Raw genomic sequence first — 25,443 nt, 5'->3', positions numbered from 1 at the left:
CCTAAACCAACCGTTCAAACCAATGAAACAGCAAGGTATATCCTTCCCTAAAACACGGGCACGTTATGGGATGCTGGCGCTCGTATTCGTCAATGTTGTGATCAACTACCTGGATCGGAGTAACCTCTCGGTAGCCGCTTCTGCGTTAAGCAAAGATTTACAACTGGCTCCCGAGCAGTTAGGGTATGTTTTTTCGGCATTCGGGTGGACCTATGCGTTGCTGCAAATTCCGGGTGGGCTGGTTGCTGACCGTTTTGGGCCTCGTATACTCTATGCGTTCTGCCTGATTACCTGGTCTATAGCAACACTGTGTCAGGGCTTTGTCAAAGGCTTCGCCAGTTTGTTCTCCCTTCGGCTGGCAACCGGTGCATTTGAGGCTCCATCGTACCCCATCAACAACCGGATCGTAACCAGCTGGTTCCCCGATCATGAGCGGGCATCGGCTATCTCCATGTATGTTTCCGGGCAGTTCATCGGACTCGCATTTCTGACGCCAGTTCTCGTGACCGTTCAAGCGTATGCGGGCTGGAAAGGTTTGTTTATTGGCACCGGCCTGGTCGGTATCGTGTGGGGAGTGATCTGGTATCTGTTATACCGTGACCCGCTGAAGCATTCGGGGGTTAATGAGGCTGAATTAGCTTATATTGAAGAAGGTGGAGGTCTGTTCAGGGGGAAGAAATCCGGAACGTCACAAACCGTGTGGAGTTGGGCAAATTTGCGTCAGGTCTTTTCCAGCCGAACCTTATGGGGTGTTTACATTGGCCAGTTTGCCGTTAATGCCACACTCTGGTTTTTTCTTACCTGGTTTCCGACGTATCTGGTGCAATATCGGGGTCTGGACTTTATTAAATCCGGGTATCTGGCTTCAGTACCGTTTCTGGCTGCCTGCGCCGGTTTACTCCTGTCTGGATTTGTATCCGATTATTTGGTTAAAACCGGAACCTCGGTCAGTGTCGCCCGTAAGGCCCCGATTATTGCTGGTCTTCTGCTGTCGATAAGCATAATCGGAGCCAATTATACCAACGATACCGCCATGATCATTTTCTTCATGGCGCTGGCATTCTTTGGTTCAGGCATGGCCTTGATTTCATGGGTATTTGTGTCAATCCTGTCGCCGAAACACCTAATCGGCTTGACGGGTGGCGTCTTTAATTTCATGGGAAATCTGGCGTCTATCGTGGTTCCAATCGTTATTGGTTATCTCGCAAAAGGGGGCAATTTTAAACCCGCTCTCGTCTTTATCGGCGCCTTAGGATTGGTAGGAGCTTGTTCTTACATATTTCTGGTTGGAAAAATAGAACGGGTGGTTGTCCGGGAGAATACAAAAGCAGAAATACCGAACTGAGTAGTCCAATACGAAAGAGTTGCCAACTGATTTACCTGGAAAAATACGCGGGAGGCCCGAAAATTACCTCAATTTTCGGGCCTCCCGCGTATTTTCCTGTTAGCGTGTCAATTTGCTTTTACGATTCGTACCGTTTTTGTTTCACGATTGGTACTAACCCGAAGCAGTAAGACTCCAGCCGACTGGTCGGATACCGAAAAGCGAAACCGCTCGGTCAGCTGTGCCTGTTCGGTCCTGCTCTGGCCAATCAGGTTACCCTGCATATCGGTCAAGGATAGGTTTAAGGATACCCCTTCTGCACCTGACACTTCAACCGTCACCGTATGTTGCACCGGGTTTCCCAGCAGCTTTACCTGAAGCGTAGCCGTAGATTCTATGCCAATTCGTGCTCCCTGCCCGCAGGCTGCCAGCCAGTTGTAGACGTAGCTGGCTTCGGTGGCCGTTCCAGCCTGGGTCGCTTTTAAGGTAATGACTGGGTTATCAGTATACAAGCTAAGCGTATAAGGTCCGGAGTTGAGCGTGGGCGATAGTTCATTAACGACCGAGAAACTTACGGGTTGACCATTGGTACCGGTATAAGTCGGGGTGAATGTCAGCGAACGCAGACCTGCTGATACGGTAGCACAATTGACGGATGTTACCCCCGAAATGGCAAAGTCTGATGAAGGTGGAGGATTTGACCCGCAGGCTGCCAGCCAGTTGTATACATAACTGGCTTCGGTAGCCGTTCCAGCCTGAGTCGCTTTTAAGGTAATGACCGGATTATCAGTATACAAGCTAAGGGTATAAGGCCCGGAGTTGAGTGTTGGCGATAATTCATTAACGACCGAGAAGCTTACGGGTTGACCATTGATACCGGCATAGGTCGGGGTGAATGTCAGTGAACGCAGACCAGCCGTCAGCAAAGAGCAGTTCACGTTCGTTACGCCTGTAATTGAAAAGTCAGACGGAGGAGAAGCCGAATCCAGTTTATAAAGTTCTACACCCGAACTTGCCGGATCAGAATGGGTAAAGAAAAGGGTTCCGTTTACGTTCGTCAGGTTATAGGTAGGGTCTGACGATGTAAAAACAGCTACCGCTGAATTGGCCGACGGATCTGTTTTATAAATTGAACCTGGCCCACTTAGAAAATAAAGGGTTCCATTGACATTTGTCAGCAAACTGGGGTTAACCGCATTCGCTACTTTTGTCGTGCCCGACGGAGTGCCGTTCGATTTCCAGAGATTACCGGCGAAAACGAAATATAGTGTTCCGCCCACCTCGATAAGACTGGAAGGCGAAGAGGCCTGGTTTGCGGTCGCTTCATATGGAATGTTCGTATCGTTGAGTGGCGTATCTGCCGTCGATTTAATAAAAGTCCCAACAAAGCCGGTTCCGGGAGAATCCGTACCGTCGGATTTAAAGAGCCCCCAGTAGCCATAGCCCCCTTTTGCGATTGAGCTTGTATAGTATAAGGTCCCGTTGCCATTTGTGAGGTTGGCAGGATTTGGGGCTTCGGCCGGATTCCCGATCCCGTCCTTGAGTTTTACCGTACCGTTGGCTGTGCCATCCGATTTCCAGAGCCGTCTTACCCCTGAACTTTGACCATCGTCGGCCGTAAAGAACAGTGTATTGTTGACGTTAATGATGTTCTGGATTTCGATATTTCCGGGGCCTGGAGCAATCGTTTTTACTTTGACTGTTCCCATTTGCGAACCGTCTGATTGCCAGAGGGCTCCGCCATAGGTGAAATAAAGGATACTGTTCAGAACTGTCAGTTGCGAGATTTTGAAAAAGTTAGGCGGATCGCTGGGCAGATAGTTAATTCGTCCAGTACCAGGCGCATTGGTTCCATTGGATTTCAGTAGATTGGTGTAGCCATAGCCTCCCAATGATAGTGTATTGGTGTAGTAGAGTATACCACCCATATTTGTCAGATTGTCCGGATTTTTACTTTCAGCCTTATTGCTTTGTCCGTCTAACAATTCGACGGTGCCATTGGATGTACCATCCGATTTATAAAGCTCATTGGCTGGCCCGAACGCGCTGACAATTTTAGCGCTGAAAAATAATGTCCCATTTACATTTGTCAGGTGTTGAACCTGCCCGTCTTCTACACCTATTGTAATGTCCTTAACCAGCACAGTGCCCTGCTCCGTGCCGTCCGATTTCCAGAGTTCTTTGCCATGTATACCATCATCAGCGACAAAATACAGGGTACCGTTAATGCTGGTGAGTTGTTCAGGAGAAGACGAGCTAGCTCCTGGCCTTATGTCTTTGATGCGGGTTTGGGCGTGGCCAGCGAAGTTGGCTGCGAGTAATAATACCAGTAATGGGATAAATAGCTGCTTGTAGAACACATTCATCGTGGTAAGTGATTTTTAAATTATACTTGATTAGGATCGCCATCCATAGGTATCTGGGTAATCTGGATGCAGGCAATAGGTATTAACAGAAAGAAATGCTATGCCCGCCTGCCTTGCCGCATCAATTTAAAGAGAAAGTTCGTTGTCGCAGTGCATGCGTTGTAATAAAGTACGTCCTTGCGATGCGTTTAGAACCAGCTAACTCCCTTCACAAAAGTAGTTGGGGAGTTTCTGATCCGTTACCGACGATGTATAAGGGGAGGATTTGACAGAACAACAGGTGACTATTTGAACATAATTAACGGTTGTAGGCAGAGGAATTGCCAGAGAAAAACCGTGATAAGGAGAGAACATGGCAACCAGTGCTGATTTACACCTGCATGTTGTTGGCGAGTGTAACTCGTTCTGCCGATGTAGAAAACGGAGCCAATTGGGAAGACAGTGATAAAAAAAGAAGGGCTGGTCACGAATTTACGTGACCAGCCCTCTGTGTAGGAAGTAGCGGGCTCGAACCGCTGACCTCTGCTCTGTCAAAGCAGCGCTCTGAACCAACTGAGCTAACCTCCTTTGCGAATGAGTAAGTCCCGGCTAACGACTTATTACTTGCTTCCGGGGCTGCAAACTTACAAAACTTCTGCGTTCTCCAAACGTACACCGTAAATTTTTTGTGATGGAATTCGCATTAAAAGCACAAACCCGATCACAAACAGGACTAACAGGGCCAGAACACTGTTGCGCATACTGCCCGTTACCTGCTCGATCAGGCCGTAAACCAGGGTGCCAAATACGATGGATAATTTTTCGGTCACGTCGTAGAAACTGAAATACGAAGCGGTATCATTCGATGCCGGAATCAGTTTGGAATAGGTCGAACGGGAGAGTGATTGAATACCGCCCATAACCAGCCCAACAACGGCGGCAAGGGCAAAAAACTGTGATTCGGTTTGTACAAAATAGGCACAGGTACAGATCGCAATCCAAATGACTACGGCCGTCATCAGGGCGTAGGTGTTTCCCAATCGTTCCGATAATCGGGAGAAACCATAGGCACCAGGAATGGCAACCAGCTGGATGAGCAAAATCGTAATAATCAAGCTTTGACCCGGTAGTTTAAGCTCGTCGCTCCCGAAAATGGTTGCTACGTACATGACCGTTTGAACACCCATGTTGTAGACAAAAAACGAAACCAGAAACCGCTTGGCCAGTGGTCGGTCCTGTAGTTCAGCCCAGACGTGGCGCAGTTCTTTAAATCCGTTCAGAATGTAATTGCCCGCTTTTTTTGCCTTCCTTGTGCCGTCGGGCAGTCGGCTGAACGGAATCTGCGCAAAACCGATCCACCATAGCCCGACCGTCAGGAAAGCGATTCGAGAGGCCATCCCTTCGGAGATATTACCAAACCACTCGCGTTTAAGGATCACGAGCAGATTCAGGATCATCAGTGCAACGCTGCCAATGTAGCCCATCGAAAAACCGCGCGCGCTTACCCGGTCGAACTGGTCCTCGGTGGCGATGTCGGGAAGGTACGAATTGTAGAAAACGATACTGCCACTCCAGCCAATCAGGCTAAGCCAGAAGCAGATAACGGCGAATGTGGTCGTTTCCTTCGTGAAAAAATAGAGTAGACTACAACTGATGGCCCCCATATAGCAAAAAAACTTCATGAACGTTTTTTTGCGCCCGCTATAATCGGCAATGGCCGAGCAAACAGGCGACAGCAGGGCTGTAAACAGGAAAGCCGCCGAGACTGTATACGAAAAGAGGACCGAATTTTTGATCGAAAGCCCTAGAAAATCAATCATCGGGCCACCAGCCTCGTTGAGGGCGGTGGCCGAAAAATAAACGGGGAAAATACTGGATACGATGACCAGTGAATGTACCGAATTAGCCCAGTCGTAAATGGTCCAGGCTGTCAGGATACGGGGGACGTTTTTCATTTTTAATAAGTCAATTACTTAGCCGCTAATTCACTCGTTAAAAAATTGATTACGGCCCGCGTAAAGGCATGATTAGAATCTCCGGCAACCATATGGCCAGCATCGGCTACACTGACGCTCTGAACATGAGGCACGGTATCTAAAAATTCGATCATCACCTTTTCGCTCACAACATCACTGATTCCACCCCGCACAATCAACGTCGGAACCGTTAACGAGTGGGCAGCCCGGTAGAGTCGTTCTTCGTTTCGGGTATTGTGAGCAGGCCCCGTATGCTGGCGCCATAAATTGAGCATGCTGGGGTCCCAATGCCAATAATACCTCCCCTGGCGAAAGCGAAGATTTTTCTCAAGGCGACTATGATCCGACGGCCGGGGACGATGGGGAAGATAGGAGGCTACAGCTTCCGCAGCTTCGTCCAGACTGGCAAACCCGCTCAAATTGCGACTCATGAACGCAAAAATGCGCTCGATACCCTTCTGCTCAGCGCGCGGGGCAATATCGACGAGAACAATAGCCGAACAGATAGGGTCAGTACCGGCTGGTCGTTCACCTTCGGCGATGAGTGCCGTCATGCCCCCCATCGATGCACCTACCAGGGCAGGTTTCTGGTCGAGTTGAGCAATCACCGCTCGTAAATCACGGGCTAAGTAGTCAATCTCATAATGCCCCTCGGCCGACCAATCGCTGTCACCGTGGCCACGCGCATCGAGCGCGATCGCATACCAGCCGGCATCGGCCAGAAAACGGGCGGTATCACCCCACGAATGGCGTGTTTGGCCACCCCCATGGAGCAGTAGCACAGGCGGGTGGGCGGAGTCACCTTCAGCGTCGGCTGTGACAAAGAAACCCGGCTCTGTTTCAAATCGGAGAAGTGGCATATCCTATTGACTGTAAATAGATTGTATGTTTGTGAAACTTCGTTCGTCAGGCAAATACTAGAACCATTGGAAATGGGTTTCAATGGCAGATCTGACATACAAAGCTGACAATATACAAAATCACAGCGAAGGCGCGAATTCCAGATTAATGTCTGATTCTACGCCACTAACAGGAGCCCGCTGGCGGAGTGTAAGCTTGGTCCGATTCAGCACCAGAATTGGAAAATTACCTTTGAAACCAATTACGTCCACATCAATTGACTTGTTGTCGGCAGCCAGTTTCCAGGTGCCACCGTTCGGAATATTACCCGTCAAATGATTGATGGCTTTAACTGTATTGTCGGCATAAAACTGCATATCCAGCTCAAAAAGCAGGAAAGTCGTTGTATTCATCTGGTTCTTGCCAATGGTCTTGTCATCGCTGGTTGCCACTCGCTGAAGCAGCCATTTATTAGAAACCAACAGTTCAGTTTGCGAGGCAGCTGTGGGTGCCGGGTTATTGCCGTCATCATTTTTGCAGTTCAACAGACCGACCATTAATGACATCAAGAGGATAACATTGCGAAAGTGCTTCATAGTAGAGTAATAGCGGATGTACATGATTTTACTGATGGATAAAACGAACGTAACCATACTATTCGTTTACCGCTAATCGATCAGCCGCCCTAAAATTCACTAGTTTTAGGGAAAAAACATAGCTATTGTACGAAGAAAGAACTGGAGAATCTCGAATGCGAAATAAAAATAGAGCGTAAATCCAGTTGATGGCTGAGCTGTAAAAAACAAAGTCCTTTCGCTCACCGCCGAACGAAAGAAGTAAAGCAAAAAGAGAATCCTCAGCACTAGAGAGACTAAGTCGGATTATCGCATCAATTGGCCCAGGATAATCGTAAAGCCGAAATGACCACTTTGGCCTGTCGACGGGATACGGGTATAATAATCTGTTTGTTGTTTAGCTGTACCGTCAAGTCGGTATCGCGAAGATTTGCATGTCGGATATTGACAATGTAGGCCGGGTTAACCGCATACCCTTTATGAACCCTCAGTAGATTTGGACGTAATGCCGATAACCGCTTAATCGAATAGCTCATCAGATCAACCTGGCCATCCTCATAGTAAATATACGTGTACTGAACAGAACCCCGGAGATAAACAATCTGGGTATTTGGTCTTAAATGCGTAAAGGATGGAACTTCAACGCGGTAAAGGCTGGATGGATTAGTAAGTGTAGACAAATAAGTAGTGTTTATTATGGCTTATTTTTTTGCGAATCAACAGATAGGTCGTTGATATAGAGGCATGAACTTTCGTTTCAGTTGCAATCGAGTTTTATTTAGTTCATATCCAGCTTATAGGTGCAAAATAAATAGCTAATTTCATATATACAATAAATTAATTAATGGTGACTTTTGCGGGAGTTACGTAGTTTGCGATTACGGGTCATTCCGGTTCAGGATTGATGCCCCAGGAAAGTTTCAAGTTCCCTGATACGCCGACGGGATACCTCAAGCCGTAAATTGGTTTTCATAACAACGTGGCCAATTGGCCGTTTGCCCATTTTTAGCTGATATTGATTAATAAATCCTGGATTGATCAGGGCATGCTTATGAATCCGAAGCAATTCAGGCCATCGCTGTGTAAACCAGCTAAGCGTTCGGCTAACGTATAAACGCTCGCCATTGATCAGGTGTATATAACTATAATTCCCATCAGCGGTGATTGCGATCACACTGTCTGGCTCAATCTGGTGGCGTACGCCTGCACCCGGTCTTGCTTGCATAATCAATATAGGATCGTGTGAATATTTAGTGAGTAGTAGCCAATCTGACTAAGAAACGGGTTGTAAACAGTTTGTTTTGTAAATTGTATTTTTCCGTTCGGATGCGTTTTTTGTTGGCCAGGGTTGGATTGAAAGAGATAGAGAGCCTGCTCAGAGTAAACCCAGCCGGGGAAGTAAACGTGTGGATATAGGCAGAAAGCGAAGTAAATTGTTCGTTGGCTTTGTCAACTGAACAGGGCTCTACGGTTGCATGGGGAAATCCCCTCTTTAACAACCCAAAAGTATCCAGAGACTATAGAAATGCACTTATCAATTTGGGACAGTTTCTATCAAATTTGGGACATGCCCCTCTTTATTTGCTTTATTTAAAGCATCTATGGTAAAATTACAGGACGAATAAAAAATGGAAAATCAGCGGGATGAGCTGGGTTGGGTAATGATCGAGGCTGGAGCTTGATTAATTTGACAGGAAATCGGAAGGTGTTTTTTTGTAGTATTCCTTGAAAACGGTAGAGAAATGCGATGGCGTTTTAAAGCCAACGAGGTAAGCCGTTTCCGTAGCATTATGGCCAGACTTTAATAAATCGACGGCTTTCCGAAGCCGGTAATGACGGATCAGTTCGTTTGGCGCCAGATGAGTCAGGCTGTCAATTTTGCGATAAAGTGTTTTACGGCTCATCGCCATTTCATCGGCCAGCCAGTCAACCGTTAGTGAGTTGTCGCTAAGATTTTCTTCCAGTAACTTATAGATGCGATCAAGAAACAGGTTCTGCGCTGGTGCGGACAATGAGACGGCATCGGGCTGGATGAGTTGCTGATGATACTGTTCGCGCAGTTTCTCCTGACGCCTGATCTGATTGCGTAAACGCAACTGAAGTTCACCCAAATGGAACGGTTTACTCAGGTAATCATCGGCACCTTCCCCTAAACCCATCATACGATTGGGCTGCGATGCTTTCGCCGTTAGCAGAAGTACGGCAATATGGTCGGTTGATGGGTCGCTTTTGATACGGCGCGTGAGTTCATAACCGTCCATAACGGGCATCATTACATCCGATATCACGATGTCGGGGAGCTCAGCCTGCGTTAACTGCCAGCCTTCTTCGCCATTCGATGCGGTAATGATCCGGTAGGAAGTTGCTAGTTCATTAACCAGAAATCCACTCAGATCCTGGTTATCTTCCACCAGAAGGAGTAACGGTGCCGACGTAAGATCGATCAATGCAGTTTCAACGGCATCGTCCGATGAACTGGTCAGTAACTCGGGGCTTCGATCCGTGAGGAGCGAGTGGGAGGAGGGTAAGGTAGATACAGGAACTCCATCCTCAAGTGTCGCTTGTTGCACCGGTAAAAGCAGTGTAAACGTAGTGCCGTTTCCGGGTTGACTTTCGACATCAATGGTGCCGCCTATCAGCTCCGTTAATTCTTTGACTAAAGCCAGGCCAATGCCAGTGCCTTCATAGGCTCGGGTATGTGACGTATCGACCTGATAAAAACGGTCGAAAATATAGGGAAGGGCTTCGGCAGAAATTCCCGTACCAGTGTCTGAAACGATGAATTGTAAGGTCGTGGTTTGGTCTTTCGAAATAGAATCAGCTAACGGCTTGAGCGAAACCGTAATGTGCCCACCTGATGGCGTAAATTTTATCGCATTCGATAGCAGGTTGAGCACTATTTTACTCCACTTGTCGGCATCAAACTGTTGTTCGTCCAGCAGACTGTCAGCCGTATAGGTTAGTAGTAGCCCTTTTTGGTCAGCAGCGGGCTGAAAAGAATCGACAAGTTGCTGAACGAAATCCTCTACTTTACCATGCATCAGCACAATGGGCATGCTGGCGGCTTCAAGCTTGGCTAGATCCAGGAGTTGGTTGATAAGTCCCAGTAATTGCTGGGCATTCCGGTTCACCAGCGATAAGGTCTGTCGAATTAATGGATTGATGCCTGTTTCCTGAAGAAGTTTTTCAACGGGTGAAATGATCAATGACAACGGTGTACGAAACTCGTGGGTGATGTTGGCAAAGAACCTGTTTTTTAGTTCATCGACGGTCTTTAGCTGCTCGGCTTCCCGTCGTTGAAGTTCGATCTCCTGCCGTTGGCGAATTCGTTCTGTCTGGAAACGCAGGTAACCCAGAATGAAGCCACCAGCCAGGAGTGTATACCCAAAATAAGCCCAGTAGGTTGCCCACCAGGGCGAACGAATAGTCAGATGAACAACGGCTTTTTTATCATTCCAGAGTCCATCACTGGTCGAGGCTTTTACCTGGAATGTATAGTCTCCGGGAGTCAGGTTCGTGTAGTTGGCAAAATGGCGGGTACCACTTTGAATCCAGTTTTCGTCAAGCCCAACGAGCCTATAGGCGTACCGGCTTTGCTGGGGAAGGGTATACGTTAAAGCGGCAAACTCAAAAGACAGGAAATTCTCATTATGATTCAGGCTGATGATCGTATCTGTCAGCGGCCTGCTCTGATTCATCACTTTAAAATCGGTGAGGACCACTGGAAACGTGTTGCTATTTTCCCGAATGCTATCTGGACTAAACGAAACGAGCCCGTTCAAACTGCCGAAATAAAGTCGATTCTGGTGACTAAAGACGGCATTTTCCAGGAACTCATTGCTGGCAAGTCCAACATTATTGTCGTAGGTTCTGATCGTTTTAGTGCGGGGGTCAAACCGACAGAGGCCTTTGTTGGTGCTTACCCATAAATAACCTGCTTTATCGCCCGTAATACCAACAACACGGTTACTGGGAAGGCCATCCTGAGTCGTAAAATGGGAAAATAAGCCCGTTCTGGGATCGAAACGGTTCAATCCACCCTGATTCGTACCCGCCCAGACTATGCCTTTCGTGTCTTCATAAAAGGTGAGCACTTCATTGTTGTTTAACTGGCCAGCTGTTAATCCGGCCTCATAGTGCGTAAAGTGCGATGTCTCTGGATCTAATCGACTAATCCCCTTGCCATTTATGCCCACCCAGATATCGCCCGTCTGGCTGGCCAGCAGTGCATAGACGAACTTGTCGGGGAGGCCCGTTTTTTTGCCTGGCTCATGTTTGAAATAAGAGTACTGATGGGTTCTGGGATTAAAAGACGCGATACCGCCTTCGCCCCCGATCCAGATATTGCCGTTTGGGGCTCGGCTGATTAATTGACCAGGAACCTCAGCTGGGTAACCTTCGTATCGATTTGATGGCTGGTGATAATGGTATAAACCATCCCAGGTGCTAAACCAGATGCCTGCCGATGAGTCGGGCAACATCGAAAAAATATAGTTCGTGTGCTGATTCGTTGTACCAAAAGCCGAGGCAGGAATCGCCATAGGCCGTTTCTGAGCGGCATCTGTTCGATAAACCGTATGCTGATTGCTGAGCCAGAGTTGATTTTTTTGATCGATCAGCAGGGTATTGACTTTATTCTCCAGGAGGTTGGCTGAACCAATACTCAATTTCACCTGATAGACACCGAATGGTTTTCGATTCGAAGCCTGCTGATCAATTCCATTATCCGTGCCTGCCCATATTGTGCCGCTTCGATCGCAATAAACGGTCTGAATATTCGTACTACTCAGTCCATTGGGTTGATTACCCTCTGGCCTATACGTCACAACCTGGTGAAGCGCCGGATGAACGCACTGTAAACCATCGGTTGTACCGACCCATATCCTGCCCTGTGCATCACTACGGACAGCATTCAAACAGATGTATCGATTTATGCTGCCATTCGGATTATAGGCTATCAACTGTAGGGAAGGGCTGCGTAGGTTCAGTTGAAACAGCCCATCCCCGGCAGTACCGAGCCAGAGCGTCTGACTGGCATCCAGGTAGAATGAATTAAAGACTGGCTGCTGCCCATTTTTTGCGGGCCAGGTTAGCTGTTTGTATGACCCGGTTTCCCGACTGAATGCATACAGACCTTTAAACGTAGCTACCCACAAACGATGTTGGGGGTCTTCAAAAACGCTTTTAATGGGCATCTCCCGATGTGGTGACGGATATAGCCTGAAGTAGTGCCGGTCAGGATCATACCGGGCAAGGCCATTATAGGTACTGAGCCAAAGAAGGCCCTGACTATCAGCAAAAACCGATAATTGGTTATTCCATCGATGAGCATTCTGGCCCCGAATCGTATGGGGGATCATACGGCCGGTTTTTCGATCAACCTCATACAGACCGCTTCCTTCCGTCACGGCCCATAATCGGTGCGCTTTATCTTCACAGAGCCCCGACACCCGATTACTATGGAAGCTCGTGGTTAGCGTTGCCGAATTGGGCTGAAATACCGTGAAAGTATAGCCGTCGTACTTATTGAGTCCATCGTTCGTGCCGAACCACATGAACCCATCACTATCCTGAAGAATGGAGTTGACCGAATTGTGAGAAAGCCCATCTTTAATCGACAGGTGGTTAAAGCGAATGCCGGTTGTCTGGGCCAATGCAACCGGACACACTAAAACCAGTGTAAGCGCGAGTAGTAGCCAAACACGATGAGTTAAAAACCATACACGTTGATTCCTATCAATTCTCCATTCATCAACGAAGCTCATTCTACGCACAAACAGACGTAAGAACCCCGTAAAAGTTAGAAAATCGTTTCGTAAGGTTAGGTTAGGCCGGTGGTATTCGTTTGGCATTCGTGCTGATTGACAATGCTATCTGTCAGTCAATATAAGATTTTTACTCATATCGTTCTACTTATTTTGTTCTACTGGTTTTGGTGTACTTCGGCATAATCCCGGCCCGAACTATACCTGATTACGCTCACCTGATTCTATTTTGATTGGCAATCCATTAATTACGCGTTTTTTCGATGCAGGAAATCAGATCATTAACGACGCATTGAGCAGCGGTTGTTCTTCCAGCAGCTTGAGGTCAGCTGGTTTGAACAACCGTTCCATGGTTTTCAGGTCGCCGGGTCGGTGCAGATCACTACCAATAAAGTCGATACAGTGCTGATTGAGTAAATATCGCGCCTGTTTCTCAACATGGGAGCCATAACGTCCGCAAAGCGACATCCAGTTTAGCTGAAACAAACAGCCAATATCCCGTAACCGCATTAAAACCGCTTTGTCGGTGTGATAATAGGCGTAACGTTCCGGATGGGCTAGCACGGGGATGTAGCCGTGGGTCTGGATGCGAAACAGCATATCATTCAGGCGAAGGGGAGGAGACGACCAGCCCGTTTCGATGAGAATGTAGCGTTTATTGCCAAAATAAAGAATATCATTCTTGTTGAGAAAATCCAGAAAGAAGTCATCGAGAAGGTACTCGGCGGCAACCTCGATGGTTATAGGAAGCTGTTCCTGAGCAATGAGTTCCTGGACCGTTGCCAGGCCTTGCCGGATAGCAGTCGTACCGTTGGGATACCAGTCGCGGCTAACGTGTGGGGTCGTAATGACTTTCTGAATACCCCAATCGGCTAGTTGCCTGAGGCAGATCAACGTTTCTTCGGGACTTTTAACGCCATCGTCCAGACTGGGCAATAGATGTGAATGTAGGTCAACCTGCCAGAAACAAACATTCTGTTTCGTGTCGGGGGCCTTAGCGTATGGTATAAATCGTTGCCAAAAGCTTTTCGTAAGCATGTAAGGACAAATGTACGAAGTTCGTTGTTACTTACGTAATGGTTTGGTTAAACACATTGTTTAACTGAAAGGCAGGGTAGAGGTTAACTTTACTACTTTGGGCGTTAGGTCTGATATATGAAGACGATAAAGCCAGAGAAGTTACATGACGAAGCACTCTACGCTCAGAAAAAGGGGAAACCATCGTTTCACGAGTTTTTTAGGATAGTTTTGGCGAAAAAAATGCAGTATGCGCGTTCCGCTTGTCCTTGTTGCTGGCTATATCGTTTGTTTACTGGAATTGCTTACTCCCGATTCGGTAGCCCAGACCGTCTGTGCCGACCGGTTGACATTCACACCCGTAAGTCAGCCGAATCAGATCGAATGGAGTAAATTTCCAGATTTCACGTTGCCGTTTCCGGTCATTTATGGTGGTCCCCGATTTACGGACCAGCAGGCAAGCCCGCTCCGGCATGGGTTCAGTCATCTGGTTTCGGTGAAGGATAATGAGGTTGGCACATTGGTTACGGCCCAACAGCGCGCTATTGTTTATTATGGCTTTGCGACCGGGATCAATCAGCCGTGGGAGACGCTCTCCAGCCCCTGGAACAATGATCTGAGTGCTTACAGAACGAAATGGGACAGCTATCTGGCTGGCCTGTCTGGAGGACAAACGAATTCGGCCGGGCAATACAGGATACCATTCAACCGGTTCTCACTCGACATTGAGCGCATATTGCCAAGCGATACGCGGATTCTGGCCCTCAAAAAAGAATCGACAGTGCCTGCCGTTTACCGCCAGTTATCGGATGCCGATTTTCTGATAGCCTACAAGAATGCCATTCGGAATCTCTATGCCGAAGGGCTTAAATACGTTCGTCAGCATACCGATCTAACGAATACAATCGTCAGCAGTTACGCCGATACCCCCATCCTGAATACCTATCTTAACGTGATTGGCAACAGCTGGACCGACTGGACGACGAACCTTAGCCGGGTTAATTACCTGGTGAAAGATTCGACCGATCGAGCGGTGGGCGGGCCCTATTATACTCAACTGGACGCGTTGTCGCCATCATCCTACTATTATTACGACTATCCGAATCCACTTGCACGCGATTATCTGTCTTACCTGCTGTTTCAGGTGGAGGTGAATCGGGCCTGGAGTAATAAACCTGTTGTGCCCTGGGTTTGGCTCCGGTATCATGATAGTTCGAGTAGTTACCCAAATTTCATACAGCCGTTTATGGCGGAAGCAACAGCCATTTTCCCTTTTTTTTCGGGTGCATCGGGTCTGTGGCTTTGGGAAAATCCGGGGCTCGAACAAACCCGGACCGATACCTACGCGGCTTATGAACACTTCACGCATGGGCTCTATCGGCTTTCGCGGTTTGCCGATATGTTTCAGGGAGCGTATGAACTGGTCATTGAAACGCCCGCCCGCGATCTAATGGATAAAAAACTACCCGTTTGGCGTGGAGTGGTTAAGGAAAACAACATCCTGATTGCGGCTCAGAACTCCTACGCCGAAGAAGGGCAGAAAACCAGCCTTGTTGTGCGGTATAAATACTGGCAGCGAACCATCGAACTGACTGGACGTGAGGTGTATCTCTGCCGATTCGATATGAGTGCCCTAACAGCAACTGAGCCGAAACTGGGTTTGGTGACGGTATCGCCGAATCCCGTTAGCAATATAGTTACCCTAACATTTCCGCAGTTGCCAAACACCCCAACCGAACTTGAGTTAGTTACTATACAAGGCCAGAGCGTCGTAAAAAAGGCGGTTAACAGTGTTAAGGAGCAGTTGAATGTTGCACAATTGCCCGCTGGTTTATATATACTCAGAATACAAAACACCACAGGAAACCATTCCCAGCGGATCTTAATAACCCATTGAGGTAAACGTCCGTATGAATTGCGGATGAAGTATTACCTGCCGTAAACTGCCCACTTAGTTATGCCCAATCAACTAATAAACGAAACAAGTCCTTATCTGCTTCAGCATGCCCATAATCCGGTTGATTGGTATCCGTGGGGCGAGGAAGCATTAAACCGGGCCATCACGGAAGATAAACCCATTCTGGTCAGTATTGGCTATTCGGCCTGCCACTGGTGCCATGTGATGGAACGTGAATCGTTCGAGAAGGAAGAGGTTGCACGAGTGATGAACGAAAAGTTTGTCTGTATAAAAGTGGACCGGGAAGAACGACCGGATGTTGACGCCATTTATATGGATGCCGTACAGGCGATGGGTGTACAGGGGGGCTGGCCGCTCAATGTGTTTCTGATGCCCGATGCCAAGCCGTTCTACGGTGTCACTTATCTGCCCCAGAAAAACTGGGTGAACCTGTTGAGCAGCATCCGCGATGCCTACGAAGAACACCGACCTGATCTTGAACAATCGGCCGAAGGATTTGCCCGCGAGCTTAACCTGACCGATGCCGATCGCTACGGCCTGACCCAAAGTGATCCGTTATATTCGCCCGAAACGCTCGATGTCCTCTACCGCAAGGTGGCCGTTAAAGCCGATGACGAAAAGGGCGGAATGCGCCGGGCTCCCAAGTTTCCGATGCCCAGTATCTGGCGGTTTCTGCTTCGCTATTATGACGTTACGGGCAATGATGCGGCTTTGCACAAGGTGCGTTTAACCCTCGACAGAATGGCGCTCGGTGGTATTTATGATCAACTGGGCGGTGGTTTTGCCCGATACTCGACCGATGGCGATTGGTTTGCCCCTCATTTCGAGAAAATGCTCTATGACAACGGACAACTACTGACGTTGTATGCCGAAGGCTATAGTCTGACCAAAAGTCCACTATACAGACATGTTGTGTATCAGACAATTGCCTTTGCACAACGAGAGTTACTAAGCCCGGAAGGGGGCTTTTATTCGGCGCTTGATGCCGATAGCGAGGGTGTAGAAGGTAAGTTTTATACGTTTACGACGCCAGAGCTACAGGCCATTCTCGGCGATGACTATGACTGGTTTGCCGATTTATACAATCTCTCCGATGAGGGCAACTGGGAGCACGGACGAAATATTCTGCATCGGACAGAATCTGATGAATCCTTTGCCGAACGAATGGACTGGTCGCTGTCCGACTTGACTGTTCGACTGGATGCCAGTCATACACGGCTGATGCGCGTCCGTGATGAGCGCATCCGCCCCGGCCTTGACGACAAGATTCTCTGCTCCTGGAATGGACTGATGTTGAAAGGACTGGCTACGGCGTACCGGGTGTTTGGTGAACCCGAATTCCTGACACTAGCGTTACGCCTGGCGTATTTTCTGCTGAAAAACATGCACGATAGCCGGAATGGTCGTCTCTGGCATACCTATAAGAATGGCCGAGCCCGGCAGGCTGGTTTTCTTGACGATTACGCGGCCGTTATCGATGGGCTAATCGCGCTCTACCAGGCTACATTCACTGAAAGCTGGCTAACTGAAGCAGACCGGTTAACACAATATGTACTGACAAACTTTGCTGACTCAGATCCGTCGGCCGATGATCTGTTATTCTTCACAGATAAGAACGGCGAAGAACTCATCGCCCGGCGCAAGGAACTGTTTGACAATGTGATTCCAGCGTCGAATTCGATGATGGCCGAAAATCTGTATGCGTTAAGCCTGCTCCTGGAACGGCCTGCCTATGCTGAGCGGGCCGACCGGATGTTGGGTCGTGTGCAGCCACTGGTTCAGCAGAACGCCGATTATCTGACTAACTGGGCTTCCCTGTTTGCCTTACGAGTCAGGCCAACGGCTGAAATCGCTATAGTTGGGCCTGATGCTGAGCAGTTGCGTAGTGAGTTGGATGGTGAGTTTTATCCGAACAAAGTGCTCTGTGGCACAACTGATAAAAGTGATCTTCCCCTGTTGCAACAGCGGGGCGCTATTAATGGCAAAACCGCCGTTTATGTTTGCTACAACCGTGCCTGCCAGTTGCCGGTAACGAGTGTTGCGGAAGTGTGGCAGTTACTTCGTTAGTTGGCAGGGAGCAGTCTTCAGAAGGCAGTAAGCAGATACGCCTTCTACTGCCAACTGAAGACTGCCTACTGCTCACTTATCCTTCTCCCCAGGCTGTTAGAACGAGTGTTCGACGGCCGCCATTGTTGCGGTGTTCGCCTAAGTATATGCCCTGCCAGGTTCCGAGGTTTAGCCGTCCGTTTGTGATCGGAATAGAAACCGAATGGCCCAGCATAGCCGCTTTCAGGTGAGCGGGCATGTCGTCGGAGCCTTCGTAATCGTGTTGATAATAGGGGGCATTTTCGGGAACCGTCTTATTGAAAAAACGCTCAAAATCGCCCCGGACCGTTGGATCAGCATTTTCATTGATGGTCAGACTGGCCGAGGTGTGCTGAATGAACACATGCAGCATCCCAACCCGAATCTGCAGGATGTCCGTAAACTCGCGCTCAACAAGGCGGGTAATCAGGTGAAAGCCGCGGGGGTAGGCGGGGAGATGAATGGTTTTCTGGAAGGTAGGCATACCTGGTTCAGGCAATACGAGCGCGAACAAACACTACAGTATCCGGTCCGAATTTTCACTGACAAATCCACCCCACGCGCCTTTTTTCGTCTTTTTGCCCGATACTTTTGGCAACGCATTTTCGTGAAAATGGTGGCATACCGCAATGGCGAGCGCATCAGTTGCATCAAAAAACTTTGGGTCCAGATTCTCGCGCAGCAAGTGGCTGACCATTTGTGAAACCTGCTCCTTGCTGGCGTTTCCATTACCCGTCACCGACTGTTTAATTCGCCGGGGCGCGTATTCAACGATGGGTATATTGCGCGATAAAGCAGCGGCCATAACAACTCCCTGTGCCCGGCCTAACTTAAGCATGGCCTGCACATTCTTGCCGAAAAATGGATCCTCAATAGCCATCTCGTCGGGGTGGTATTCATCAACCAGTCGCAGGATGGTTTCGTAGAGTTTCTGGAGCTTCAGCTGGTAGGTACTATATTTGCTCAGTTGAACAACACCGTACTGAATCATGGTCATTACCCCCGCTTTTACCGAAATAATGCCATAACCGGCAATCTGTGTGCCCGGATCGACTCCCAGAATTATTTTTTCCGGGAGAACATTAGCTGGCTTGGGAGTAATTATCATGGACGTGGCGTTGTGCTCTTTGCAAAGTAACGTGTTCTCATACGTTTTGTCGCTGAAACCATCTAAAAAAATCATCTTTTGGGCTAAAATCGTCGTTTTTGCCGGACTTGTGGCCTATATCGGTTACGTTTTGCGACAGCAGCGGTTCGATTGGTCCATTGTGCAGCATCAGCTCCGAACGGTCGCTTACCCCGAACGTTGGGCAGTCGCTCTGGTCGTACTCACACCCGTCAACTGGGGGTTTGAAGCGCTTAAATGGCAGATTCTTCTCCGTCGGGTTGAAGGGGTCAACTTTTGGGGAGCTTATAAGGGCGTATTGGCCGGTGTCGCGCTGGGGTTCGCTCTTCCTGCTCAATTGGGCGATACGGCTGGCCGGGTGCTATCGCTGCGTACCAACCGAACGGGTGCGGTGGGAGCTTCGCTGGTGTCGGGCGGAATGCAGTTCTATGTCGCTCTGGTATTCGGAACTGTTGCCTGGGCGCACCACCTGACGGTTGTGCCAGAGCGGGCTTCTTCGGGTGGGGAACTCCTGCTACTGATTCTGGCTGGATTATCGGGAGGGGGCATCGTGTTCGGATTAGTCCGCCGTCCGCTGATCCACTGGCTGGAAAATAGAGCAGGTGCGGCTCGATTTGCGGACTATTGGGCGGTGGCCGGGCAGTACAGCAATCGTGAAATTGCACTGGCTCTTGGGGTTGCTACCATTCGGTATCTTGTCTTTTCCTTCCAGTTTTATCTGGCATTTCGATTGCTCGGCATAGTTTTGCCAGTGGCTGAATCTGCGTCAGGTATTGGGTTAGTATTTCTGGCTAAAACGATTACACCAGCGTTTAATCTGCTGAGTGATCTGGGTGTTCGGGAAGCCGCATCATTGTGGGTCTTCGCCCCATTCAACGTGCCTGCTCCTGTATTATTGACGGCTACATTAACGGTATGGTTCGCTAATGTGTTAACTCCGGTTTTGATTGGATTGATCTGGGTATGGAAATTGAAACTGACCGCTGAATGACAACTATCCTGCTGGCGGTTAGCCTTCTCTACGCGCTTTTTACGTTCACGCTCTGGCTGACCTGGCTCAGGATGCCCACTTTTAACGCTGCTGGCGGTCTGAAAGACGGGCCATTCATTACGGTTATCATTCCAGTTCGCAATGAAGCAGACAACATTAGTGCCTTGCTGGATGATCTGGACCGACAGACCTATGCCAATTTCGACGTGATCGTTGCCGATGATTCGTCTACTGATCAGACATTAGCTATCGTTCAGGAATATGCCCACACAGCGTCGTTTGTGCTGCATGCGCTGCCGCTGGCCGATGAGCGAACGGCGTCACCCAAAAAGCGGGCGATTAGCCAGAGTATCGCTAGGGCGAGGGGTGAGTTGATTGTCACGACCGATGGCGATTGCCGGGTTGGCCCGGACTGGCTCCTGACCATTGCTGCTTTTTACCGGAAAACGGGTTTGAAACTAATCTCAGGTCCAGTAACTTTTACAACCAATCGAACCCTTTTTGACTCACTACAAACAGTTGAATTCGCTAGTCTGATTGGTTCGGGGGCTACTACAATGACAATTGGGCGACCAACCATGTGCAATGGCGCTAACCTTTGTTATGAAAAACAGGTTTTTATGGAAGTTGGCGGATTCGCGGGTGTCGACCAGCTTGCGTCGGGTGATGATGAGTTCCTGATGCACAAGATTGCGGCTCGATACCCGGCCGGTGTCGGCTTTCTTAAAAGTGCTGATGCCCTTGTCAGAACAGTTCCACATCATTCGTGGTCGGCATTTTATAACCAAAGGAAACGTTGGGCCAGTAAATGGCGTATGTATCAGAGTTGGAGCCCGACAATACTGGCTGTATTTATTTTCCTGAGCAATGCGGCACCCGTAGTAGCGTTGGCAGGCTGGATGGCTGGTTTTTTTACCGGAAACACAACTCTTTTCGTTGTTGGACTGAAGGTTCTGCCGGAGTTTTTGTTTTTACGTCTGGTTCTTGTTTTTTTACAAAAAAAATCGTCAGTGATCACCATACCACTGACGCAATTGATTTACCCATTCTACGTCGTGTTCTTTGGACTGGTTGCGCAGGGCAAAGGGTATCGCTGGAAGGGGCGGGAACTCAGTTGAACAGGTTTTTCCGTTTACAAGCTTTAGAATACGATTGGCACGAAGAAAAGTTAGCCAGTCCTGCTTCTAAAAACTAGAGACCGAAAGCCACAAACAATAAACTAATTTGTCTTTCTTTCTGCATAAGTCTAACTTTTTGCTCCGGACGGTTTATCCCGAGTTCTGGTGGAAGATTGAGGATAGTACCGAACCGACCATTTATCTGACGTTCGACGATGGGCCTATTCCGGAAGTGACAGAATTTGTTCTGGAACAACTGGATCGTTATGCGGCTCAGGCGACGTTTTTCTGCATTGGCGACAATGTCAGAAAACACCGCGATATGCTCTATAAAGTTCTCGAAGCAGGACATATGGTCGGTAATCATACGTTTAATCACCTGAATGGCTGGAAAACAGAGGATGAGAACTATCTGAAAAATATCCAAAAATGCCAGCAGCAATTAGGCGTTGAAACATCCCTGTTTCGACCACCTTATGGACGGATCAAGAAGACCCAGGCAGCCGAAGTGATGGAAAATTATTCCGTGGTGATGTGGGATGTGCTGAGTGGCGATTTCGACCAGCGTTTGCACCCGGAGGTCTGCCTGCGTAAAACAATTCAGTATACCGAACCCGGTTCCATCGTTGTTTTTCATGACAGTCTGAAAGCATGGCCGACAATGCGCTATGTTTTGCCGCGCATGCTGGCGCATTTTGCCGAGCGGGATTATTCCTTCCGCGCTGTTCCACAACCCGTTTATGCCGGATACTGATCGACAGCTCATCAGCGCAAATCCATCTGTCAGTATCCTGATTGCTGCCCGTAACGAAGAAACGACCATCCTGAGTTGCCTGGAAGCTATTGCCCGGCTTAATTTTCCGGCCGATAAACTGGAGGTACTTATCGGTAATGATCAATCGACAGATCAAACCAGCTCAGTCGTTGCAGCTTTCATTGCCGAAAAACCACAGTTCCGTCTGCTAGCTATCACGGAGACGCTTACCGGGCTAGGCGGGAAAGCAAATGTGCTGGCGCAACTGGCCCGGCAAGCGAAGGGGACGTATCTTTTTTTTACCGATGCCGATACGCAGGTTTCTCCGGAATGGGTAACTGAACTGCGTCGGAGTCTGACCGGTAAAGTGGGTATTGTAACTGGCGTTACCCTCCCGGAAGGCCCAAAACTGGTTGATAAACTTCAAACCATAGATTGGCTGTATAATCTGACGCTGACATACCTGGTCAGTACTATGGGCATTCCGGTTACGGCCATGGGAAACAATATGGCCGTGAGCCGAACCGCCTATGACTCTGTTGGTGGGTATGAATCATTGCCCTTTTCGGTAGTCGAAGATTATACGCTGTTCAGGGCCATTGTTCAACAGGGGTTTGACTTCCGGACAGTCCTGAACGAGGAGGTATTGGCCCGGACAAAAACGATCGATACTTTTCAACAGTTTTTACACCAGCGCAAACGCTGGATGCGCGGAGCAGTTCAACTCCCCGTTTGGATTGTCAGCTCACTTTACGTTCAATACATGATTTTGCCGCTATTGCTGATACTTGTTTTTATCAGTCCAATACTGGCAGTTGGGTTGTATATCGCAAAATTATTCGTTCAAACACTTGTGATTTCGTTCGGTTTAAACCGACTGCGTCAAACCAAGTTGTGGCACTATATGTTGCTCTTTGAGGTATACCAACTAATCATAGGCCCAATTGCGGTCTTATTTTACTGGTTACCAACAAAAATTACCTGGAAAGGAAGAAGTTATAGGTAGCCTTCGGTAGACACATTACCGCAAATGACCGCGCTGGCTGCTGAAAACGGCTCACTCACGATTGACTATGATACTTATCGACACCCACGCCCATATTTACGACCCTCTGTTTGATGAAGACATTGCACAGGGAGGTCGGGATGCCATGCTAAAACGGGCCGAATCGCAGCAAATCAGCCAGATATGGATGCCCAATTGCGCCCGTGAAACCGTTCCGGGTATGATGGCTTTGGCCGAACAATATCCCGATCGGTGCTTACCCATGATGGGGCTGCACCCGGCCTATGTAAATGAAACAGTTGAAGATGAGCTGGCTGCTGTTGAGGAATACCTGAGCCGGAACGCCTTCATGGCTGTTGGTGAAATTGGCCTGGATTTCTATTGGGATACGACGTATGTCGACCAACAGTTTGTTGCCTTCGAAACCCAGCTCAGGTGGGCGGCCGAACAAAATCTCCCCGTTTCCATGCATACTCGTTCCGGTCATGATCGGAATGCGTTTATGGAGGCTGCTGATGTCATTGAGAAGCTTGCCCTTCCCGGACTGACCGGCATTTTTCACTGCTTTGTTGGCACGCTCGATGAAGCGAACCGCGCCATAGAGATGGGATTTAAGCTCGGCATTGGGGGTGTTAGTACGTTCAAGAATGGAGGATTGGACAAAGTACTGCCTCATGTTGATTTGGCACATATCGTACTGGAAACGGATGCCCCGTATCTGGCACCGGTTCCTTACAGGGGCAAGCGTAACGAGCCATCCTACATCCGGATTATTGCGCAGCGTGTAGCCGATCTTAAGCAAATTAGTGTAGACGACGTGGCTCGTCACACAACGGCGAATGCATTATCACTTCTTCCAACGCTCTACGCCAATTTGCTTCCACAGTGATCAATCCGAATAAAAGAATTTAGTCCTATTCAATGCACTTACCGGATGCCATATAAAACAGTTCGCATAAATCCAGTTCTACCGAAGCAGCCCCGCTCGTCGGTTTTAGTCATTTATACCGGGGGGACATTTGGGATGGTCTATGACCCCAAAGCAAGTCAGCTGATCCCCTTTGATTTTGAACAGGTGCTGGATCGTGTTCCGGAGTTAAACCGACTCGATATTGAGATTACTATATTAACGCTTCATGAGATCATCGATTCGTCGAATATGAAACCCGCCGTCTGGGTTGAACTGGCCCGAATAATTGAAGAAAATTACGATCAATATGATAGTTTCGTCATCCTTCATGGCACTGACACAATGGCTTACACGGCCTCGGCGTTGAGTTTCATGCTCATCGGGTTAAATAAGCCAGTTATTCTGACGGGAGCGCAGTTACCGATCGGTATCGCACGAACTGACGCCCGTGAAAATTTTATCACGGCACTGGAAATTGCTGCTGCACAGGAAGATGGGCGTCCGGTCGTCCCGGAAGTTTGCATTTATTTTAACTCATTCCTGTTGCGGGGGAATCGATCGACCAAGCATGAGAGTGTGCAGTTCAATGCGTTCACATCTGAGAACTACCCCCATCTGGCTACGGCTGGCGTTAGCATTGACTATAACAGACCCTTTATCCGCCCATATCAATCGAATTGGTCGCTACGGATACGAACTGAACTGGACCCCAATGTAACGATTCTGAAACTATTCCCTGGGATCACCCAACCGGTTGTCGAATCAATTGTAAACATCCGGAATTTGCGGGGTGTTGTGCTCGAAACGTTCGGTGCTGGCAACGCCCCAACCGATAGCTGGTTTTTGGATACCCTGAAAGAGGCAACAGATCGGGGCGTTGTACTTTACAATGTATCGCAGTGTAATGGAGGACGAGTGACACAGGGACGTTATCAGACAAGTAAGATGCTTGAGCAGATCGGTGTAGTGAGCGGGGCAGATAGTACGACCGAAGCGGCCATTACTAAACTGATGGTTTTGCTGGGTCAGGAAAGTGATCCGGCTCAGGTTCGATTGCTACTTGCCCGATCACTTAGTGGCGAAATAAGCGAATGAGCGCTATTTTTTTGTTGAATCGTATTGCGTTATAGATTACAATCGTGCATATTTGCACTCCCAAACGAAAAAGAGAGCTGCCGGAGTGGTCGAACGGGTCTGATTCGAAATCAGAAGTACTCGCAAGGGTACCGGGGGTTCGAATCCCTCGCTCTCTGCTTTATTAATGCGTAATATGCTGTAAATAAGCGTATTACGCATTAATATTTTAGGCTATTGCAATAGCGTTTCAACTCTTACTAATTTCGTTAAGCCGCATCATGATGGCAATTCCCTCTCCATAGGGTGGTGGCTACGACTATGCACACAACCTGAAACTATTGGTTTCGCCAATGTCATTGTAACCCAACATCCAAGGTTTGCATCTCAACAAAAACGATCTGCATCCATCTGGATGCAGATCGTTTTTGTTGAGGTATATCAGAAAACGCCTAGGGTAAAGTAGATGAATCAGCAAAGGGCCGGTTTCTAACTAGTACTCTTCCAATTTAATCCTTACATCAACTTGGATTACAAGCCGGATTCACCTGCTCATACCACCGCTTGAGTTTGGTTTCCGCTGTAACTGCGGTAAAACTCCAATGCACCTTCACAGCAA

Annotated in this window: 19 protein-coding genes and 2 tRNA genes; 10 read left to right on the top strand and 11 right to left on the bottom strand. The window is 48.5% G+C overall.

The window, feature by feature from the left end:
* Positions 1–22: 22 nt before the first annotated feature.
* Positions 23–1,345, top strand: coding sequence for an MFS transporter (locus GJR95_RS17720; protein WP_162387129.1), 1,323 nt, complete (start codon positions 23–25; stop codon positions 1,343–1,345).
* A gap of 107 nt (positions 1,346–1,452) precedes the next feature.
* Here GJR95_RS17720 and GJR95_RS17715 read toward each other — a convergent pair whose 3' ends face one another.
* The 9 genes from GJR95_RS17715 to GJR95_RS17675 all read right to left on the bottom strand — a co-directional run bounded on the left by GJR95_RS17715 (position 1,453) and on the right by GJR95_RS17675 (position 13,863).
* Complete coding sequence (locus GJR95_RS17715; protein ID WP_162387128.1) at positions 1,453–3,690, bottom strand: ELWxxDGT repeat protein; 2,238 nt, start codon at positions 3,688–3,690, stop codon at positions 1,453–1,455.
* A 492-nt stretch (positions 3,691–4,182) separates the two neighbouring features.
* Positions 4,183–4,257 (bottom strand) — tRNA-Val (locus GJR95_RS17710).
* Between the two features lie 56 nt (positions 4,258–4,313).
* Positions 4,314–5,624, bottom strand: coding sequence for an MFS transporter (locus GJR95_RS17705; RefSeq protein WP_162387127.1), 1,311 nt, complete (start codon positions 5,622–5,624; stop codon positions 4,314–4,316).
* Between the two features lie 14 nt (positions 5,625–5,638).
* Positions 5,639–6,505 (bottom strand): alpha/beta fold hydrolase, encoded by an 867-nt coding sequence (locus GJR95_RS17700; RefSeq protein ID WP_162387126.1) that lies wholly within the window; start codon positions 6,503–6,505, stop codon positions 5,639–5,641.
* A 120-nt stretch (positions 6,506–6,625) separates the two neighbouring features.
* Positions 6,626–7,081, bottom strand: a complete 456-nt coding sequence (locus tag GJR95_RS17695) for a hypothetical protein (RefSeq protein ID WP_162387125.1) — start codon at positions 7,079–7,081, stop codon at positions 6,626–6,628.
* Positions 7,082–7,374: 293 nt separating this feature from the next.
* The gene (locus GJR95_RS17690; protein ID WP_162387124.1) at positions 7,375–7,740 is read right to left on the bottom strand and encodes a LytTR family DNA-binding domain-containing protein; all 366 of its coding nucleotides are present in this window, start codon (positions 7,738–7,740) and stop codon (positions 7,375–7,377) included.
* Positions 7,741–7,955: 215 nt separating this feature from the next.
* Positions 7,956–8,285: a LytTR family DNA-binding domain-containing protein gene (locus tag GJR95_RS17685; RefSeq protein ID WP_162387123.1), complete on the bottom strand. Its 330-nt coding sequence runs from the start codon at positions 8,283–8,285 to the stop codon at positions 7,956–7,958.
* Between the two features lie 457 nt (positions 8,286–8,742).
* Positions 8,743–12,912 carry a hybrid sensor histidine kinase/response regulator transcription factor gene (locus GJR95_RS17680; protein WP_232541231.1) on the bottom strand — a complete coding sequence of 1,390 codons (4,170 nt, stop codon included), beginning with the start codon at positions 12,910–12,912 and terminating at the stop codon, positions 8,743–8,745.
* Between the two features lie 186 nt (positions 12,913–13,098).
* On the bottom strand, positions 13,099–13,863 hold the full coding sequence (locus tag GJR95_RS17675) for a tyrosine-protein phosphatase (RefSeq protein ID WP_162387122.1): 765 nt from the start codon (positions 13,861–13,863) through the stop codon (positions 13,099–13,101).
* A 229-nt stretch (positions 13,864–14,092) separates the two neighbouring features.
* Between GJR95_RS17675 and GJR95_RS17670 the strand changes: the two genes are divergently transcribed.
* The gene (locus tag GJR95_RS17670) at positions 14,093–15,739 is read left to right on the top strand and encodes a T9SS type A sorting domain-containing protein (RefSeq protein WP_162387121.1); all 1,647 of its coding nucleotides are present in this window, start codon (positions 14,093–14,095) and stop codon (positions 15,737–15,739) included.
* Between the two features lie 60 nt (positions 15,740–15,799).
* Positions 15,800–17,827, top strand: coding sequence for a thioredoxin domain-containing protein (locus tag GJR95_RS17665; protein ID WP_162387120.1), 2,028 nt, complete (start codon positions 15,800–15,802; stop codon positions 17,825–17,827).
* A gap of 76 nt (positions 17,828–17,903) precedes the next feature.
* Here the strand turns inward: GJR95_RS17665 and GJR95_RS17660 are convergent, their stop codons facing one another.
* Together GJR95_RS17660 and ruvC are read right to left on the bottom strand one after the other, a co-directional pair.
* A complete protein-coding gene (locus GJR95_RS17660) occupies positions 17,904–18,329 on the bottom strand; it encodes a secondary thiamine-phosphate synthase enzyme YjbQ (RefSeq protein ID WP_162387119.1) in 426 nt (141 codons plus the stop codon).
* Between the two features lie 33 nt (positions 18,330–18,362).
* Positions 18,363–18,953, bottom strand: a complete 591-nt coding sequence (gene ruvC / locus GJR95_RS17655) for a crossover junction endodeoxyribonuclease RuvC (protein ID WP_162387118.1) — start codon at positions 18,951–18,953, stop codon at positions 18,363–18,365.
* Positions 18,954–18,999: 46 nt separating this feature from the next.
* Here ruvC and GJR95_RS17650 point away from each other — a divergent pair, with 46 nt between their 5' ends.
* From GJR95_RS17650 to GJR95_RS17620, 7 genes are all read left to right on the top strand, one after another.
* A complete protein-coding gene (locus tag GJR95_RS17650) occupies positions 19,000–19,962 on the top strand; it encodes a lysylphosphatidylglycerol synthase domain-containing protein (RefSeq protein ID WP_232541230.1) in 963 nt (320 codons plus the stop codon).
* Positions 19,959–21,080 (top strand): glycosyltransferase, encoded by a 1,122-nt coding sequence (locus GJR95_RS17645; RefSeq protein ID WP_162387116.1) that lies wholly within the window; start codon positions 19,959–19,961, stop codon positions 21,078–21,080. The genes GJR95_RS17650 and GJR95_RS17645 overlap by 4 nt, the downstream gene beginning before the upstream one ends.
* A gap of 106 nt (positions 21,081–21,186) precedes the next feature.
* A complete protein-coding gene (locus tag GJR95_RS17640) occupies positions 21,187–21,834 on the top strand; it encodes a polysaccharide deacetylase family protein (RefSeq protein ID WP_162387115.1) in 648 nt (215 codons plus the stop codon).
* Positions 21,821–22,840: a glycosyltransferase gene (locus tag GJR95_RS17635; RefSeq protein WP_162387114.1), complete on the top strand. Its 1,020-nt coding sequence runs from the start codon at positions 21,821–21,823 to the stop codon at positions 22,838–22,840. The genes GJR95_RS17640 and GJR95_RS17635 overlap by 14 nt, the downstream gene beginning before the upstream one ends.
* A gap of 67 nt (positions 22,841–22,907) precedes the next feature.
* Positions 22,908–23,729 (top strand): TatD family hydrolase, encoded by an 822-nt coding sequence (locus GJR95_RS17630; protein ID WP_162387113.1) that lies wholly within the window; start codon positions 22,908–22,910, stop codon positions 23,727–23,729.
* A gap of 45 nt (positions 23,730–23,774) precedes the next feature.
* Entirely contained in the window at positions 23,775–24,845 is a 1,071-nt protein-coding gene (locus GJR95_RS17625; RefSeq protein WP_162387112.1) for an asparaginase, read from the top strand.
* A 71-nt stretch (positions 24,846–24,916) separates the two neighbouring features.
* Positions 24,917–25,003: transfer RNA gene (locus tag GJR95_RS17620), tRNA-Ser, on the top strand.
* Positions 25,004–25,443 lie beyond the last annotated feature (440 nt).

It is taken from the genome of Spirosoma endbachense, from assembly GCF_010233585.1.
GTDB classification, from domain to species: Bacteria; Bacteroidota; Bacteroidia; order Cytophagales; family Spirosomataceae; genus Spirosoma; species Spirosoma endbachense.
Note: the sequence above shows the minus strand (reverse complement) of the source record. Positions and strands in the feature narration are given on the sequence as shown.

What these genes read in the sequence shown, in the direction of transcription:
- GJR95_RS17635 (WP_162387114.1), top strand. Translation starts at nt 21,821, where the DNA reads ATGCCGGATACTGATCGACAGCTCATCAGCGCAAATCCATCTGTCAGT.
- ruvC (WP_162387118.1), bottom strand. Translation starts at nt 18,953, where the DNA reads ATGATAATTACTCCCAAGCCAGCTAATGTTCTCCCGGAAAAAATAATT.
- GJR95_RS17715 (WP_162387128.1), bottom strand. Translation starts at nt 3,690, where the DNA reads ATGAATGTGTTCTACAAGCAGCTATTTATCCCATTACTGGTATTATTA.
- GJR95_RS17720 (WP_162387129.1), top strand. Translation starts at nt 23, where the DNA reads ATGAAACAGCAAGGTATATCCTTCCCTAAAACACGGGCACGTTATGGG.
- GJR95_RS17685 (WP_162387123.1), bottom strand. Translation starts at nt 8,285, where the DNA reads ATGCAAGCAAGACCGGGTGCAGGCGTACGCCACCAGATTGAGCCAGAC.
- GJR95_RS17705 (WP_162387127.1), bottom strand. Translation starts at nt 5,624, where the DNA reads ATGAAAAACGTCCCCCGTATCCTGACAGCCTGGACCATTTACGACTGG.
- GJR95_RS17625 (WP_162387112.1), top strand. Translation starts at nt 23,775, where the DNA reads ATGCCATATAAAACAGTTCGCATAAATCCAGTTCTACCGAAGCAGCCC.
- GJR95_RS17670 (WP_162387121.1), top strand. Translation starts at nt 14,093, where the DNA reads ATGCGCGTTCCGCTTGTCCTTGTTGCTGGCTATATCGTTTGTTTACTG.
- GJR95_RS17665 (WP_162387120.1), top strand. Translation starts at nt 15,800, where the DNA reads ATGCCCAATCAACTAATAAACGAAACAAGTCCTTATCTGCTTCAGCAT.
- GJR95_RS17680 (WP_232541231.1), bottom strand. Translation starts at nt 12,912, where the DNA reads ATGCCAAACGAATACCACCGGCCTAACCTAACCTTACGAAACGATTTT.
- GJR95_RS17675 (WP_162387122.1), bottom strand. Translation starts at nt 13,863, where the DNA reads ATGCTTACGAAAAGCTTTTGGCAACGATTTATACCATACGCTAAGGCC.
- GJR95_RS17630 (WP_162387113.1), top strand. Translation starts at nt 22,908, where the DNA reads ATGATACTTATCGACACCCACGCCCATATTTACGACCCTCTGTTTGAT.
- GJR95_RS17700 (WP_162387126.1), bottom strand. Translation starts at nt 6,505, where the DNA reads ATGCCACTTCTCCGATTTGAAACAGAGCCGGGTTTCTTTGTCACAGCC.
- GJR95_RS17660 (WP_162387119.1), bottom strand. Translation starts at nt 18,329, where the DNA reads ATGCCTACCTTCCAGAAAACCATTCATCTCCCCGCCTACCCCCGCGGC.
- GJR95_RS17695 (WP_162387125.1), bottom strand. Translation starts at nt 7,081, where the DNA reads ATGAAGCACTTTCGCAATGTTATCCTCTTGATGTCATTAATGGTCGGT.
- GJR95_RS17645 (WP_162387116.1), top strand. Translation starts at nt 19,959, where the DNA reads ATGACAACTATCCTGCTGGCGGTTAGCCTTCTCTACGCGCTTTTTACG.